Below are 16,130 nucleotides of genomic sequence, written 5' to 3' on the forward strand. Positions count from 1 at the left end.
GGGCTGCGGGTGCAGCCCCAGAGGGCGGCACCTGCAAGGACCTCGGGCTGGACATGTCAGTAGAACTTCTTCAAATCCATGCCGGCATAAAGCTGGCCGACTTGGGGCTCGTAGCCGTTGAACATCAGGGTCGGGCGCTTCTTGGCGAACAGGCCGTCTTCGCCAATGCGGCGCTCTGAGGCTTGGCTCCAGCGCGGGTGGTCCACGGCCGGGTTGACGTTGGAGAAGAAGCCGTACTCTTGGGCCGCGGCGCGCTCCCAACTGCTGACGGGTTGCTTCTCCACCAGGCGGATCTTGACGATGGACTTGGCGCTCTTGAAGCCGTATTTCCAAGGCACCACCAAGCGCACCGGGGCGCCGTTTTGGTTGGGCAGCACTTCGCCGTACAGGCCAAAGGCCAGCAAGGTCAGGGGATGCAGGGCTTCATCGAGGCGCAGGCCTTCGGTGTAGGGCCAGTCCAATACGCTGGAGCGGATGCCGGGCATCTGGGCTTTATCGGCCAAGGTGAAGAACTGCACGTACTTGGCATTGCCGGTGGGCTCGACCTTCTTCATCAGCTCGGCCAGTGACCAGCCCACCCAAGGAATGACCATGGACCAGCCTTCGACGCAGCGCATGCGGTAGATGCGCTCTTCCATGGGCGCCAGCTTGAGCAGGGCGTCGAGGTCAAAGGTTTGAGGGCGTTTGCATTCGCCTTCGACCGTCACCGACCAAGGGCGAGGCTTGAGCGTGTGGGCATTGCGGGCCGGGTCGGCTTTGTCGGTGCCGAACTCGTAGAAATTGTTGTAGCTGGTCACATCGCCATAGGCGGTGGGTTTGTCCATCACCTGGGCACCGGCCACAGCACTGCGGGTGGCGGGCAAGCGCGCCAACTTGCCGGGGGCGGCGACTTGGGCATGGGCCTCGCGTGCGGCCCAGCCTGCCAAGGCGGTGCCAGCCGCACCCAGGGCCAGGTGCTGTAGCCAATCCCGGCGGCCATGGTAGACCTCGGGCGGCGTGATCTCAGAGCTTTGGGGGTGGTTGAAGCGGTGCGATTTCAGCAAGTGCATGGCAAGGTCCGGTGGAGGCAAAGGTGCTGAGCGTGCGGCAGCAAGCGCTCTATCGACTCAGCGTAACAGTGAGTCGATCCATCCGGCAAAACCTTACGCGGTTTCGGGCCTTAGCGCCCTTTGGGCGTGCGAGCAGGCGAGGCTTACTCGCTGTGGCTTGAGGGGAAGGTGGGGTCGAAATCACCGAACAGGCTGAGGGCCTGGCTGCCCCGGCGCTCGCGGAAGCTCTTGCGGGAGAACAGCTTGGCTTGCGCCTCGGAGGGCAGGTCGGTGATGTTGATCAGGTGCTTGGCAATCAGCGTGTCGATCACGTCTTCCAGCACCCGCACAAAGCCGGCATCGAGCTTGGCGAACTCTTCGGCTTCGTCGTCGATGCCCAGGAAAGCGCGGACTTCAGGCGCGCTGTCCGGCAGAAACTCGGCCGAGGGCGCAGGGGCATCTCGGTGCAGGCTGGCGATGGCGCCACTGGAGTCACGGCTGATGTAGGGCATGGCCTGACTGTAGAGCCAAAGTGCAAGGCTGAAAAGCAAAACAGCCCAGCAGGGGCTGGGCTGTTTTTCGGTTTGAGGTGGGGGCGCCTCAGAGCTCGCCGTAGGAATGCAAGCCGGAGAGGAACATATTCACACCCAGGAAGGCAAAGGTGGTGATCACCAAGCCACCCAGGGACCACCAGGCCGAGGCCACGCCGCGCAGGCCCTTCATCAGGCGCATGTGCAGCCAGGCGGCGTAGTTGAGCCACACGATCAGGGCCCAGGTTTCTTTGGGGTCCCAGCTCCAGTAGCCGCCCCAGGCTTCGGCGGCCCAGAAGGCGCCCAGCACGGTAGCGATGGTGAAGAAGGCAAAGCCCACCGCGATGGCGCGATACATCAGGTCGTCCATCAGCTCCAAGGAGGGCGAGCGAGCGTTAATGGGGCCGCGCAGTGCAATCATCACGCCAAACATGACGATCAGGCCTCCCAGCAGCCGGGCGGTCTTAACGACTGCCGTCTGCATGCCAGCGTCTGGGTTGCCCAGCAGCCAGTAGGCGCCCAAGGCCAGCAAGATGCTGCCTGGCACATAGACCAAGCCGGCCAAGAGCGCATTGCGGCTGGCGCTCTTGAGCACATAGGCCAAGCCCACCATGGCGGCCACCGCAAACGTGCCATAGCCCACGAAGTTGGCGGGCACGTGGATCTTCATCCACCAGCTTTGCAGCGCCGGCACCAAAGGCTGGATCTCCTGGGCGCCGCGGCTGACCGTGTACCACAGCAAAAAGGACACGGCGGCGCTGATGATGAGCATCACAAAGGCGCCCAGGCTGCGCTGCTGGTAGCGCTGCTCGTAGTAGAGGTAGAACAGGGTGGTCATCCAGCAAAACATCACGAAGACTTCGTAGAGGTTGCTGACGGGGATGTGGCCAATGTCGGGCGCAATCTGGTGGCTTTCAAACCAGCGCACAAAGGTGCCGATCAGGGCCATCACGACGGCGCCCCAGGCCAGCCCAGAACCGATGCGCAGCGCTGCACCATCGGCCTTGGGGCCGGAGCGCGCGAAGCCGATCCAGTATGAGATCGTGCTCATGTAGAACAGCACGCCCATCCAGAGAATCGCACTCTGGCTGGAGAGCATGTACTTCAGAAGGAAGACGTTTTCCGCCGCGGCCAGGTCGGCGCCAAAGCTGTCGGTCTGGCGCACGTAGAGGTTGATCGCCAACAAGCTGCAGGCACCGACCACCACCGTCAGCCAACGCAGAGGCTTCCAGAACCAGCCCAAGGCAATCAGGCTGGGGACGGCGCAGGCCAGGATGCCCAGCTCATAGCCGTCCATGGCCTTGCCGTAGCGGCTGAAGGTGTAGCCGGCGCCGCCGATGATCAGCAGCGCAAACAAGGCCTCGGACAGGCCGATGCGAGCCCAGGGGCTGGGCCGCCCCAAGGTCATGGTGGTGGTGGTCATACAGCGTCTCCGTGTGCAGCTTGGGTCTTCAGACCGGGGGCCAAAATCTCTTGGCGCAGGGCCTCAAATTCAGCATCAGCGTCCAGGGTGCGTCGCGGTGTGGACAGCGCGGTCAGCACATGGGTGGCTTTGTCAGGGGTGTCGGTGAGCCAGATCCACAAACGGCGCTCACGCACATACAGCATCATGATGACGCCGACGATCAACAAGATGGCGCCCAAATAGACCAAGGTCTTGCCGGGCGCGCGGGCCACTTGGAAGACGCTGGCCTGGACCTGCTCGAAATTGTCGAGCTGCAGAATCATGGGCGCGGGGTAGAAGAAGCTGTCCGAGATGGACATCACCGCCTGGGTCATGAAGCGGGAGGTGTCATCGTTGGCTTCCAGCGGCTTCAGGCCGTCGCGCTCGCGCGCGGCTTGGTTCAGCTCGAACAGCGAGCTGTTCAGGATGCGTAGCAGCACCTCCGAGAACTTGGAGCGCTCGGCCTCGGGCACAGTGGCTTCAATGTATTGGCTCAAGGCGGCCAGGCCGCCGGGCGCGTCTTTCTTGACAGAGGCGTCTTGCCCTGCGAACAAGGCCAAGGCGCGTCGCGAGCTCTGGCGCAGTTGCTCGCCCATTTGCGGGTTGTTGGGCGGCGTCGCAATGGCCGCGAAGCGCTGTGCGGCTTTGTCGCGCAGGGTCGGGTCCATCAAGGCCTGGCGTAGGCGTACCCAGCCCGCGATGTCGCCTTGCTCGTCCACCGGAATGCGCAGGTAGCGGAAGGCTTCATTCACGTTGTCGCGCACGCCAAAAAGATAGAGGCGCTGGCCATCCAGTTCGACCGGCACCATGTAGTTATGGAACTCGCGGCGCTGGCCGGCGCTGTCCACCAATTTGTAGGTGACGGCTGGGCCCACATTGCGCAGGCTCTTGTTGCGGTCACCCTTGGCCCCCGAGCCCAGGTGCTTGTTCAGGCTGGCGGTAAGGTCGACCTTGCGCACATCAGTCGCGTCGCCAGCGGACCCTGTGGCACTCATGTTCTCCACATTGATCACTTTGAGACCGGTGAGCTCCAGGCCCAGGGTTTCGGACCCTTTGCTGAGCTGGGTGCTCTCACCGACGCGCAGTTCCAGCGCCAAGGGTTCGGTGTTGCCGTTCAGGGGCAGGCCCTTGAGCTTGACCAGAGAGCCGCCGTCGTCAAAGCTGCTTTGGTAGATGGCAATGCCGCGGTGATGGGTGGGCTCGTTGACCTTGATGGTGGCGGGGGTGCTGGCGCCCGTGTCGCGGTCGTGAATGATCACATCGCTGGCAAACAGCTTGGGCATGCCGGTGTCGTAATACTCGACCTTGAACTTCTTCAGCTCAACGTCAAAGGGCAGGTCTTGCAGCACCGAGCCGTCAGGGGTGGACAGCACCGCGATGCCGGCGCGCGAGCCCTCGGACACAAACAGATTGCCACGGAAGGTGGGGTTGTTTTCAGAGAGGCGGTGCTGATCGGGCACATCGCGGATCATGCCGCCGCCCTCAAACACCGTTTTGCCCTGCCACCACATCTGGGCTTGGACGATCAGGTTGCCGTCCAACAGGCCGCCGAGACAAATCAACACAATGGCCGAGTGCGCGGCGAGGTAGCCCAGCTTGTTGGCGCTGCCTTTGCGAGCCGCCACCATGGTGCCGGTGTCACGGACCTGGGCCTTGGCTTGCCAGCCCCGAGCCGCCAAAACGCCTGTCAAATGGGCCAGAGTGCCAGCACGGTCGAGTGGCAGGGTGCCCTCAGCGCGGTGGTGGAAGGCGCGCAGGGATTGCTCGCGAACATGCTCTTTGAAGCTGCGCAGATCGGCCAGGATTTTCGGCGTATTGCGGATGATGCACAGCGTGGTGGAGATGACCAAAAAAGCCAGGATCACCAAGAACCAGGTGGCGCTGTAGACCGTGTAGAGGTCGAACTTGGCGAACACCTCGGCCCAGAAGGGCCCGAACTGGTTGACGTAGTTGTTGTAGGGCTCGTTTTGGCGCACCACGGTGCCAATGACCGAGGCAATGCAGATCACGCACAGCAGCGAGATGGCAAAGCGCATCGAGGCCAGCAGTTCCAGCACATCGCGGCCGAGGCGGGATTCTGGGTGGGGCGGGGTCGATGTCGCAGTCGTCATGGCGCGGATTATCCGGGCCAAGTGGCCCAACATGAAAAAGGGCCGGTCAATGACCAGCCCTTCAAGGTGTGTTAAGCCCGGCTTCAGCCCTGTGCGGGGGCCGCGGGCGGGGCGCTGGGGTCAGCGCAGGCCGGCGATGTAGTCGGAGACGGCCTTGATTTCTTTGTCGCTCATCTTGGCGGCGATGGCGGTCATTTGCACGCTGTTATTGCGCGTGCCCTGACGGAAGGCCACCATTTGCGCTTCCACGTAGTCGCCGTGCTGGCCGCTGAGGCGGGGGTACTGGGCCGGAATGCCAGCGCCATTGGGGCTGTGGCAGCCCGCGCAGGCCGGCACTTGCTTGGCGGCGATGCCGGCGCGGTAGATCTTTTCGCCCAACAAGACGGTGTCCTTGTTCTTGGCCGCACCGGGCTTGGCGGTCTTGCTGGCATAGAAGGCGGCGACGTTTTTCATGTCGGCTTCTGTCAGCGGGGCGACCATGCCACTCATCACGGGGTTGGCGCGCTTGCCCGACTTGAACTCCAGCAATTGCTTGGTCAGGTAGTCCGCATGCTGGCCAGCCAGGATCGGGTTGGCGGGGCTGCCGCGCGAGCCATCGGCCGTGTGGCAGGCGGCACACACTTGGGTCGAAATCTCTTGGCCACGGGCCAGATCTGGCTTGGCGGGCGCTTTGGCGTCAGCCGCGAAGGCCTGGGAAAGAGTCAGGCTGGCGAGCAAAGCGACGGTGCTTGCGCCGATCAGGAAGCGGGGTGCGCGGGTGGCAGGAGACGTCATCTCGAAGGGCCTTCAGCGTAGGTTGATGCGTGAAACAGCGCGGGTTGGGTGGGGCCATCTGCAAATAGACGGACGGCCCTGCATTTCGCTTAACCGACAGATTTTACAATGCTCCATGGCCGAATCTTCTCGCAATGCTGCTGCCGTGTCGCAAGACGCCCGCACAGCCCTCGCTTGGGCGCACAACGCCCGCTTCCTCACCACGGCCAGCAAGCTGGACCAACTCCCCCAGGGCGACCTGGTGGAGATCGCCTTTGTGGGCCGCAGCAACGCCGGTAAATCCACCGCCATCAATGCTTTGGCGCAGCGTCGGCAATTGGCGTTTGCCTCCAAGACGCCCGGGCGCACCCAGCACATCAACCTGTTTGCCTTGGGGCCTAAAGACGAGCCCGATGCCTATTTGGCGGACTTGCCGGGCTACGGCTATGCCACGGTGGAGCGCAATGCCAAGCTGCGGTGGCAGCAGGTGATGGCCGACTACTTGCTGATCCGCCGCAATCTGGGGGGCGTGGTGTTGCTGGTGGACAGCCGTTTGGGCTTCACACCGCTGGACCGCCAGTTGCTGGAGTTTGTGGCGCCGCGCGTGGCCAATGGCGAGGTCAAGCTGCTGGTGGCACTGACCAAGGCCGACAAGCTCAACCGCAAGGAGCAGCAGGCGTCTTTGGACGCGGCTTCAGCGGTCTTGGGCGAGCTGACCACCGAGGCGGCGGACGTGAGCATGCTGTTGTTCTCGGCCCCCAAGCGCATTGGCTTGGACGATATGGCCACCACGCTGTACGACTGGACGCACCCGCCAGCCGCGGCCCCCGAGGCGCCCGCGTCGGACCCCGTGTCCCCGACTTGACATCAGGCGGCCAGTGGGGCGGCTGATACTTCGGCGGCGCCAATGCGCGTGGTGAACAGGAGGAGCTTGGCATGATCCGCACCCAGCCTGTGGCATTGCCCCATGGCATCACGCTGAGCTGCCATCAGGCGGGCGCAGCAGGCCTGCCCCGCGTGCTGCTTTTGCATGGCTTCCCAGAGGCTGGTTTCATCTGGCAGCCCGTTCAGCAGCGTTTGGCGGGCCGAGCTCAGACCTGGGCGCCGAACTTGCGGGGCTTTGCCGACGCCAGCGCGCCGCCCGAGGTGGCGGCCTATCGCCCGCGGGCTTTGGTGGCTGATGTGGTGGCACTGATCGAGGCCATGGGCGCGCCCTTGGACCTGCTGGTGGCCCATGACTGGGGTGGCGCTTTGGCCTGGAACCTGGCAGCGCAGCGGCCCGACCTGTTGAAGCGTCTCCTGATCATCAATTCGCCGCATCCGGGTGTCTTCTTGCAGGCCCTGAAGCACGACCCGCAGCAGCAAGCCGCCAGCGCCTATATGAACCGGCTGTGTGAGCCGGGCATGGCCGCTCGTCTGGCCGCCGATGACTATCGGGGCTTGTGGGATTTCTTCGAAGGCATGAGCCCTTCTTGCAGCGATTGGCTCACCCCTGCGCTGCGCCAGCAGTACCGGGCGGTGTGGGCGCAGAGCCTGGAGACTTCGCTGAACTGGTATCGCGCCTCGCCCTTGAGGCCGCCTTTATCGGAGCACGATGCGATCTGGAAGGTCGAGTTGCCTGACGAAGCCGTCACGGTGCGTTGCCCCACGCGTGTGGTCTGGGGCGAGGCCGATGCAGCCTTGCCGGTCGGCCTGCTGCAAGGCCTGGAGCGCTTTGTGCCGCAACTCTCCCTGCGCCGAGTGCCAGGTGCGAGTCACTGGGTCATTCATGAGCAGCCCGAGTTGATCGTGGCGGAGATCGCTGCCCTTCTCGACTGAGCGGGCTGAGCTCAGGGACGGCCGATGAACAAGGCGAGCCCTGGCTCGCCGTCAGGCGCCCAAGTCAGGCCCAGGTACATGGGGCCGATGCCGGTGTCTGCCCCCAGGTAGAAACTGCCGCCGCCACGCAGGCCGGAGAGCTTCATGTCACGCCGGCTGGCCCAGGCTTGGCCCAACTCGGCCGAAGCACCGACGAACAAAGCCCGGGCAAAGATGGGCGGTTGGGCCACGCGCATGTACCAACCCAGGCGGCCCAGCAGCAGCGCATTGCCCGCCACCTGGCCGGGCCGATAGCCTGAGAGCTGTTGGAAGCCGCCCAAGGTGTAGGGGCCGACCAAGTTGTCGGATTGCGCATCCGCCGCCTTGACGACGCCATGCAGGTTGAGCGTGTGGGCGCCACGCGTCCAAGCCAGCGTGGCTTGGCCTTCTAGCCGGGCCATCCGGCTGCTTTGCTCGGTGGTGCGGCGGCCCAACACGGCTTCGCCTTCCAGCCGATAGCCGCTCTGCGGAAAATTGGCGAAGTCGAGTTGGTCAACCACGGCGCGCAGCCGCAGGCCAGCTTCTCGCCAATTGTCACTTTTGGCTTGACCATTGAAATTGGCGCCCAGCAGCAGGGGGCTGTTGTGTCCGCCTTGCAGCAGCAGGCCCAGGCGGAACTCGCCGAAGCTGCCCCAGGGCTGGCCCAGGTCCAGGCCCACGCGCCCGCTGCTGCGGCGCCACTCACTGGACTCGATGCCTTGGGCATCAAACAAGGTTTGCAAGCGCCGCTCGCCCAAGACATGCCCTGCCACAAACCAATCATTGGTGGTGCCCATGGTGCGGGTCAGCGGGTGGTAGATCTCGCTGAAGAGTTGTGGCGTCTCGCCGATCTGCACGCGGTTGCGCCACTCGGTGCCGTTGGCGGTGAGCCAGTGACGGTTGTGGCTCAATTTGATGTTGAAGGCGCTGCGGCCGCTGAAGTCGGTGGACAAGTCCAGGCCGACCCGCAGGTAGTTGGGCCCCCAGTGCTTGTCTTCCATGTCCAGCACCAGGCCATGGCCATCTTGGGTGTGCGCCAAGTGGTAGTCCACGCGCACGTAGTCGCCCGTGGCAGCCAGGGCTCGGACATCACGGGCGGCCGCAGCGGGGTCAAACAACTCGCCGGGGCGGGACTGCATTTGGTTGGCGAAGCGCGCCGGGTTGGTCAGCTCGGTGCCTTCAAAGGCGACGAAGTCCAGGACCACAGGCGGAGGCTCGGGGACTTTGCGCGCCTGACGCCATTGCGCGTACTGTGCGGCAGGGTGCCCCAGAGCAGCCAGCCGAGCTTGGTGAGCTTGTGCGCCTTGCTCGCCCACGGCAATGAAGTCCTTGGTGCGGTCGAAATCGGCCGCGGTCAATCGGCCCAGGGCTGGTGCGATCAAAAGGTCCTGCGGGCCCAAGCTTGCCAGGCTGCGTTTGACGTTTTGCTCGGTCAGGATGTTGACCATTTGCGCGGTCAGCCCGATGACGGAATTCAAAGTCTCGCGGCCTGACAGGGGGGTGCCGATGTTGACGGCAATGACCACATCCACGCCCATCGCACGCACCACATCGACAGGCAGGTTGTTGACCAAGCCCCCATCGCCCAAAACGCGTCCGTCGACCTCGATGGGCGGGAACACGCCCGGCACACTCATGCTGGAGCGCATGGCGGTGGCGAGGTCCCCCTTGTCGAGGATCACGGTGTCGCCCGTTTCCATGTCGGTGGCCACGGCCCGGTAGCGGATGGGCAATTGGTCAAAACTTTGCACATCGCGAACGGGCAAGGTGTAGCGCCGCAGCAGAGTTTCCAGGCCACGGCTGGAGACGGTGCCCTGGGGGGCTCGAAATTCGCCGTCGCGAAAGCCCAGCTCTACGGCCGTGGCGATCTCGAAGTCTTCTTCTTTGCGGCGCTGTGATAACTGCTGCCGGCTGACGCGGGGGGCGAACAGCAGGTTCCAGTTCACCCAGAGCAACTCGCGCTCGATCTCCTCGGCCGTCATGCCGCTGGCGTAGAGCCCGCCGACGATGGCGCCCATGGAGGTGCCGGCAATGGCGTCGATGACGATGCCTTGGCGCTCCAAGGCTTTGAGCACGCCGATGTGGGCAAAGCCTCGGGCGCCGCCGCCGGACAGGACCAAGCCGATGCGTGGCCGGGTATGGGCTTGGGGCGTGGCGGCCACGTCAGCCGCATAGAGCGGGGGCAGGGCCAGCACCAAGCCGGCTAACAGAGAAATCAGTCTCGTGAGCATGCGCTGCATTGTCCCAGGCGGAGACGAAAAAAAGCCACCCGAAGGTGGCTTTTGGCTGTTGGCTGTGAAGCCTGGGCCGGAGCAATTACATGTCCATGCCCATGCCGCCCATGCCACCCATGCCGCCGCCGGGCATGGCCGGTGCGTCATCCTTGGGGGCTTCGGCAACCATGCACTCGGTCGTCAGCATCAGGCTGGACACCGAGGCAGCGTTTTGCAGCGCGGTACGGGTCACCTTGGTCGGGTCCAGGATGCCCATTTCGATCATGTCGCCGTAGGTGTCGTTGGCCGCATTGAAGCCGTAGTTGCCCTTGCCAGCCAGGATGGCGTTGACCACCACCGAAGGCTCGCCACCGGCGTTGGCCACGATTTCGCGCAGGGGGGCTTCGATGGCTTTCAACACCAGCTTGATGCCGGCGTCTTGGTCAGCGTTGTCACCCTTGATGTCGCCAGCCGCTTGGCGAGCGCGCAGCAGCGCCACGCCACCACCAGCCACGATGCCTTCTTCCACGGCAGCGCGGGTCGCGTGCAGGGCGTCTTCCACGCGGGCCTTCTTTTCCTTCATCTCGACTTCGGTGGCAGCACCGACCTTGATGACGGCCACACCGCCAGCCAACTTGGCCACGCGCTCTTGCAGCTTTTCGCGGTCGTAGTCAGAGGTGGCTTCTTCGATTTGCACGCGGATTTGCTTGACGCGGGCTTCGATGTCGGCAGCAGCACCCGCACCGTCGATGATGGTGGTGTTTTCCTTGCCCACTTCGACGCGCTTGGCTTGGCCCAGATCGGCCAGGGTGACCTTCTCGAGGCTCAGGCCGACTTCTTCAGCGATGACCTTGCCACCGGTCAGGATGGCGATGTCTTCCAGCATGGCCTTGCGGCGGTCGCCGAAGCCTGGGGCCTTCACAGCCACAACCTTCAGGATGCCACGGATGGTGTTGACCACCAGGGTCGCCAGCGCTTCGCCTTCGACTTCTTCAGCGATGATCAGCAGCGGACGGCCAGCCTTGGCGACAGCTTCCAGCGTGGGCAGCAGGTCACGGATGTTGGACACCTTCTTGTCGTACAGCAGCACGAAGGGGTTGTCCAGAATCGCGGATTGCTTTTCTTGGTTGTTGATGAAGTAGGGCGACAGGTAGCCGCGGTCGAACTGCATGCCTTCGACGACGTCCAACTCGTTGTTCAGGCTCTTGCCGTCTTCAACGGTGATGACGCCTTCCTTGCCCACCTTGTCCATCGCGGATGCGATGATTTCGCCGATGGAGTCGTCGCTGTTGGCAGAGATGGTGCCGACTTGCGCGATTTCCTTGGAGGTGGTGGTGGCCTTGGAGGCCTTCTTCAGCTCAGCCACCAAGGCGGTGACTGCCTTGTCGATGCCGCGCTTCAGGTCCATCGGGTTCATGCCGGCGGCCACGTACTTCATGCCTTCGCGCACGATGGCTTGTGCCAGCACGGTGGCGGTGGTGGTGCCGTCGCCAGCGTTGTCAGAGGTCTTGGAAGCGACTTCCTTGACCATCTGTGCGCCCATGTTCTGGAGCTTGTCTTTCAGCTCGATTTCCTTGGCCACGGACACACCGTCCTTGGTCACGGTGGGGGCGCCGAAGGAGCGCTCGAGCACCACGTTGCGACCCTTGGGGCCCAGGGTGACCTTGACGGCGTTGGCCAGAATGTTCACGCCTTCGACCATGCGGTGACGGGCGTCTGCGCCAAAGATGACGTCTTTTGCTGCCATGTTGATTTCTCCGAATTCAGGGGTTCAAAGTGAAGTTTGCTGTTGTCTCGGGCGGGGTCGTCAGCGGTGCTGACTCAGCCTTTGACGAAAGGTCGTCGCAGGGCGACTTACTTTTCCACCACAGCAAACAGGTCGTCTTCCTTCATGACCAGCAGCTCTTCGCCGTCGACCTTGACGGTCTGGCCAGAGTACTTGCCGAACAGCACGCGGTCACCGACCTTGATGTTCAGGGCCACGAAATCGCCCTTGTCGTTGCGCTTGCCGGGGCCCACAGCCAGGACTTCGCCCTGGTCAGGCTTCTCTGCGGCGTTGTCGGGGATGACGATGCCGGAAGCGGTCTTGGTTTCTTGTTCCAGGCGCTTGACGATCACGCGATCATGCAACGGACGAAGTTTCATTGCGTCTCCTAAGACGGATAAGGGTCAGACATAAAGGGCGAGCCTGCGGTCGCACGCCACCCTTTCACCTCGAGTGTCACCACCTTGGCGGCGGTGACGAATGCTTGTTAGCACTCCACTCAATCGAGTGCTAACAAGCATTATAGGGTCGGCGTGGCGGGTTTCAAGAGGGGCCAAGTCGGCCGGCTCGTTAAGGGGCAACCAGAGTGGTTACTTACTCTTCGTCTTGCGCCGCAGTGGGTGCAGCATTGACGCGGTAGTGCTCACTGGCCCAGGCGCCAAAGTCGTGGCCTTGGCAGCGGGCGCTGCAAAACGGCCGGTAGGGGTTTTGGGCCGAGTACCACGTAGCCTCGCCGCAGCCGGGGCAGGCCACTTCGATGGCTTTGGTCAGGGCGGGCGCGGGCGTGGGGGCAGTCATCATCGAGGCGGCATCCAGGGCGCTGTCAGGCGCAGAGTGCCAAGTCCAGGGCGGTTTCTTCGGTGGCGGGGCGCAAGCGGCCGTCGGCATCGGGGCGCATCAGCCGCACGGAGACCATCAGGCGATGGCCGGTGATCTCAGGCACCAAGCCGCAATTCGGGTCGATGCGAACGCGCAAGAGCTGGTAGGTTTTGCCTTGGGGCAGGCTTTGTTGATACTGACCGCCTTTGGCCACCACACGGTGGGGCACGCCGGCATCGCGCAGCAGGCGCAGCAGCAACTGCAAGGCTTGAGCCAAAGGCACCAGCGAGGCAATCCACTTGCCCAGGTCGGCACGCCGGGCCGCGGCTGGGTGCTGCTGCCAAGCAAAGTAGGCGGGCAAGTCAAACTCACAGGTGCCTGCCGGAATGCTGATGCGGCTGCGGATGCTCATCAGCCATTCGTTGGTGGTCAGGGCTTGCCCCGCCTTGCCGGAAACTTGGTTGAGCGCGCCGTGCGTCTGGTCGATGCGGTCAATGACTTCATCCAGGGCTTTCTCAGACACGCCCGGATGGCCGCGATAGCTCTGCAACTGGTTGCGGTGGCGTTCCAGCTCTTTGAGCACGTCGGACTTCAGGTCCGCCCGCGAGGCCACATCCATGATCTCGAACAGCGTGACCAGGGCAAAGTGGTGATCGACCGCATCCTCCCGGGCCACCAGCATCTCCAGGCGCCCGAACAGGTGTTCGAGCCGCAGCATGGTGCGGATGCCTTCGTTGAACGGGTATTCGTAGAGAACCAAGATGATGTCCAGACCCAAGTGCGGTGACCGTGGATTGTTCCACAGCGCGGAGGTTTCAATCGGCTGAATCAGGGGGATGCCAACGATCCCACACAGCGTCAACCTCTTGCGCCAGGGTTGACAGGCTGATGCCGTCGTTAAGGATGACCGCATCGGCCACGGCAGCGCGTTCTTGGCGGCTGGCTTGCTTGGCGATCACCCGCAGCGTCTCGGCCTCGGCCCAGCCGCTGCGGGCCATCACGCGGCGCACCTGCTCTTCAGTGCTGCAATCCACCACCAAGACCTTGTCCACTCGCCTCAGCCAGTGGCCGGATTCGACCAAGAGGGGCACATCAAACACCACGGTTTGGCCCGCCCGCGCCGACTCAGCTTGAGATTGCGCTTGCGACTGGATGAGAGGGTGCAAGATGGCTTCGAGCTGCTTGAGGGCCACTGGGTTGCCAAACACCCGCTCGCGCATTTTCGCGCGGTCCAGCGCGCCATCGGCGCCGATCGCGTCTGCCCCGAAGGCTTGAGCGATGGCCGGGAGTGCCGCACCGCCTGGGGCGGTCAGGCTGCGGGCGATGGCGTCGGTGTCCACCACCAGCGCACCGCGGGCGGCCAGCAGCGCAGCAACGGTGCTTTTGCCACTGCCGATGCCACCCGTCAGGCCTATGCGCAGGGCTGCCGGCATCTGGGCGTCAAATGTTGATGAGGCTCATCACGGCCTGATGACCCATCAAGATCACGACCATGCCACCGCCTGCCAAGTAGGGGCCGAAGGGGATGGGAACTTCCCGGTTATGACCCTTGGCCACAATCAAAAAGATGCCAATCGCCGCACCCACCACCGAGGACATCAGGATGATGGGCAGCAAGGCTTGCCAGCCCAACAGGGCCCCTAAGCCGGCCAAGAGCTTGAAGTCGCCTTCGGCCATGCCCACTTGGCCTTTGATCAGGCCGTAGACGGTGGAGACCGACCACAGCGACAAATAGCCAAACACGGCGCCCAGCGCTGCATCGGGCAAAGACACACGGGTCCAACCCAGCCAGGCAGCGATCACGCCCAATGCAATCAGGGGCAAGGTGAGGTTGTCGGGCAGCAGCGTGGTGTCCAGGTCAATGAAGGCGGCTGCCACCATCACGGCGGTGGCGGTGCAATACACCAGGGTGGCCGCGCTGGCACCAAAGCGCCAAGCCACGGCGGCAAACAACAGGCCGGTGAGCAGCTCAATGAGCGGGTAGCGCACCGAAATGGGGGCTTTGCATTCCGAGCAGCGGCCCTTCAACAGCAGCCAACTGATGAGCGGAATGTTCTCGTGCCACGCGATCTGGTGCCCACAATGCGGGCAGCGCGAACGCGGCTTGGACAGGCCCAGGGGCGGTAGCTGAGCCAGCTCTGCGGCCAAGCGCTGGCCTTGTCCCGCAGCGTCCCCCAGACGCTTCATAGATGCATCGCCCAGCACGCGGCCCAGCGTCTTGCGGTCTTGCAGGAACTCGCCAATGTCGCCCAGCCAGCCACGCTCCAGCATCAGGGGCATGCGGTGGATGACGACATTCAAGAAGCTGCCAATCAACAGGCCCAGCACCAGCAGTGGCACGGGGGCGATCAGCCACTGCAGGGCGGTCAAGTCGAACATCGCTGCTTAAACCACTTGGCCGAGCTTGAAGATGGGCAGGTACATCGCGACCACGATGCCACCAATGATGGTGCCCAGGAACACGATGATGATGGGCTCCATCAAGCTGGACAGGCCCTTGACGATCTCGTCGACCTCTTCCTCGTAGAACTCGGCAGCGCGGCCCAGCATATCGTCCAAGGCGCCGGATTCTTCGCCAATGCCGGCCATCTGCAGCACCATGCTCGGGAACACGCCCGCTGCGTTCATGGACAGCGTCAGACCGCCACCGGCTGCCACATCACGTTGGATTTGCTCGGTGGCTTTGGCATACACCACATTGCCGGATGTGCCGCCCACTGAATCCAGGGCTTCGACCAAGGGAACGCCGGCCGCAAACATGGTGGACAGGGTGCGGGTCCAGCGGGCGATCACCGACTTGCGCACCAAGTCGCCAAAGATGGGCATGTTCAGCATGAAGCGGTCCATCACCAACTGCATGTGCTCTGAGCGGCGCCAGGTTTGGACGAACATATAACCGCCGCCGCCCAGCACCAGCAGCATGGCCCACCAGTAGTTGACGAAGAACTTGCTCATGGCGATGACCATGAGGGTGGGCGTGGGCAATTGCGCGCCGAAGCTGCTGAATACGCTCTCGAACGCCGGCACCACAAACAGCATGATCACGACCACGACGATGAAAGCCACCACCAACACGGCCGTGGGGTACATCAGCGCGGACTTGACCTTTTGCTTGATGGCCAAAGTCTTTTCTTGATAGATGGCCAGGCGGCTCAACAACTCTTCCAAGATGCCGCCTGCCTCACCGGCCTCGACCAAGTTGCAGTAGAGCGTGTCGAAGTACTTGGGATGGCGCCTGAAGGCCGCAGACAAACTGGTGCCGGTTTCGACTTCCGAGCGAATCTCCGTCAGCAAGCGCGTCATCCGGGGGTTGGCGCTGCCGCGGGCCACGATGTCAAAAGCCTGCAGCAGGGGCACGCCGGCCTTCATCATGGTGGCCAACTGGCGGGTAAAGATGGCGATGTCTTTGGCGCTGATGGAGCGCCCACCCGAGGTGCGGCGCTTGCGAATCTTAGTGACCAGCACGCCTTGCCGGCGCAAGCTGGCCGTGACGGCCGCTTCACCGCCGGCACGCTGCTCGCCCCGCACAATCTTGCCGTTGCGGTCCTTACCTTCCCACTCAAAGATGTAGTCTTTGATGCCTTTAACCGCTGTTGCTGTTGCCATTGAGCCTCCAAGCGCTCCCACGGTG

General features: G+C 63.4%; 15 protein-coding genes. 2 read left to right on the forward strand and 13 right to left on the reverse strand.

Annotated elements, in window-relative coordinates; translation table 11 throughout:
- Positions 1-56: 56 nt before the first annotated feature.
- From msrP to KAK11_RS08850, 5 genes are all read right to left on the reverse strand, one after another.
- Positions 57-1,049 carry a protein-methionine-sulfoxide reductase catalytic subunit MsrP gene (gene msrP / locus KAK11_RS08830; protein ID WP_210808381.1) on the reverse strand — a complete coding sequence of 331 codons (993 nt, stop codon included), beginning with the start codon at positions 1,047-1,049 and terminating at the stop codon, positions 57-59.
- 143 nt (positions 1,050-1,192) lie between these two features.
- Positions 1,193-1,540: a hypothetical protein gene (locus KAK11_RS08835; RefSeq protein ID WP_210808383.1), complete on the reverse strand. Its 348-nt coding sequence runs from the start codon at positions 1,538-1,540 to the stop codon at positions 1,193-1,195.
- Between the two features lie 88 nt (positions 1,541-1,628).
- Positions 1,629-2,981: a c-type cytochrome biogenesis protein CcsB gene (gene ccsB / locus KAK11_RS08840; RefSeq protein WP_210808386.1), complete on the reverse strand. Its 1,353-nt coding sequence runs from the start codon at positions 2,979-2,981 to the stop codon at positions 1,629-1,631.
- Positions 2,978-5,113, reverse strand: coding sequence for a cytochrome c biogenesis protein ResB (locus tag KAK11_RS08845; protein WP_246498698.1), 2,136 nt, complete (start codon positions 5,111-5,113; stop codon positions 2,978-2,980). Before KAK11_RS08845 ends, ccsB begins: the two co-directional genes overlap by 4 nt.
- 120 nt (positions 5,114-5,233) lie before the next feature.
- Positions 5,234-5,887 carry a c-type cytochrome gene (locus tag KAK11_RS08850; RefSeq protein WP_210808388.1) on the reverse strand — a complete coding sequence of 218 codons (654 nt, stop codon included), beginning with the start codon at positions 5,885-5,887 and terminating at the stop codon, positions 5,234-5,236.
- A gap of 115 nt (positions 5,888-6,002) precedes the next feature.
- Between KAK11_RS08850 and yihA the strand changes: the two genes are divergently transcribed.
- Positions 6,003-6,731, forward strand: coding sequence for a ribosome biogenesis GTP-binding protein YihA/YsxC (yihA, locus tag KAK11_RS08855; protein ID WP_210808390.1), 729 nt, complete (start codon positions 6,003-6,005; stop codon positions 6,729-6,731).
- 71 nt (positions 6,732-6,802) lie between these two features.
- Positions 6,803-7,684, forward strand: a complete 882-nt coding sequence (locus KAK11_RS08860; RefSeq protein WP_210808392.1) for an alpha/beta fold hydrolase — start codon at positions 6,803-6,805, stop codon at positions 7,682-7,684.
- A gap of 11 nt (positions 7,685-7,695) precedes the next feature.
- Here the strand turns inward: KAK11_RS08860 and KAK11_RS08865 are convergent, their stop codons facing one another.
- From KAK11_RS08865 to KAK11_RS08900, 8 genes are all read right to left on the reverse strand, one after another.
- Positions 7,696-9,933 carry a patatin-like phospholipase family protein gene (locus KAK11_RS08865; protein WP_210808394.1) on the reverse strand — a complete coding sequence of 746 codons (2,238 nt, stop codon included), beginning with the start codon at positions 9,931-9,933 and terminating at the stop codon, positions 7,696-7,698.
- An 85-nt stretch (positions 9,934-10,018) separates the two neighbouring features.
- On the reverse strand, positions 10,019-11,662 hold the full coding sequence (gene groL / locus KAK11_RS08870; protein ID WP_210808395.1) for a chaperonin GroEL: 1,644 nt from the start codon (positions 11,660-11,662) through the stop codon (positions 10,019-10,021).
- Between the two features lie 107 nt (positions 11,663-11,769).
- Positions 11,770-12,060 (reverse strand): co-chaperone GroES, encoded by a 291-nt coding sequence (gene groES, locus KAK11_RS08875; RefSeq protein WP_210808397.1) that lies wholly within the window; start codon positions 12,058-12,060, stop codon positions 11,770-11,772.
- Positions 12,061-12,274: 214 nt separating this feature from the next.
- The gene (locus tag KAK11_RS08880) at positions 12,275-12,481 is read right to left on the reverse strand and encodes a DNA gyrase inhibitor YacG (protein WP_210808399.1); all 207 of its coding nucleotides are present in this window, start codon (positions 12,479-12,481) and stop codon (positions 12,275-12,277) included.
- 22 nt (positions 12,482-12,503) lie between these two features.
- Positions 12,504-13,259 carry a cell division protein ZapD gene (gene zapD / locus KAK11_RS08885; protein ID WP_210808401.1) on the reverse strand — a complete coding sequence of 252 codons (756 nt, stop codon included), beginning with the start codon at positions 13,257-13,259 and terminating at the stop codon, positions 12,504-12,506.
- Positions 13,260-13,314: 55 nt separating this feature from the next.
- Positions 13,315-13,932 (reverse strand): dephospho-CoA kinase, encoded by a 618-nt coding sequence (gene coaE, locus KAK11_RS08890; RefSeq protein ID WP_210808403.1) that lies wholly within the window; start codon positions 13,930-13,932, stop codon positions 13,315-13,317.
- Between the two features lie 7 nt (positions 13,933-13,939).
- Positions 13,940-14,878, reverse strand: a complete 939-nt coding sequence (locus KAK11_RS08895; RefSeq protein WP_210808405.1) for a prepilin peptidase — start codon at positions 14,876-14,878, stop codon at positions 13,940-13,942.
- Positions 14,879-14,884: 6 nt separating this feature from the next.
- Complete coding sequence (locus tag KAK11_RS08900) at positions 14,885-16,105, reverse strand: type II secretion system F family protein (RefSeq protein ID WP_210808407.1); 1,221 nt, start codon at positions 16,103-16,105, stop codon at positions 14,885-14,887.
- Positions 16,106-16,130: the final 25 nt, after the last annotated feature.

This window comes from Ideonella paludis (assembly GCF_018069865.1).
Taxonomy (GTDB): Bacteria; Pseudomonadota; Gammaproteobacteria; order Burkholderiales; family Burkholderiaceae_C; genus Ideonella; species Ideonella paludis.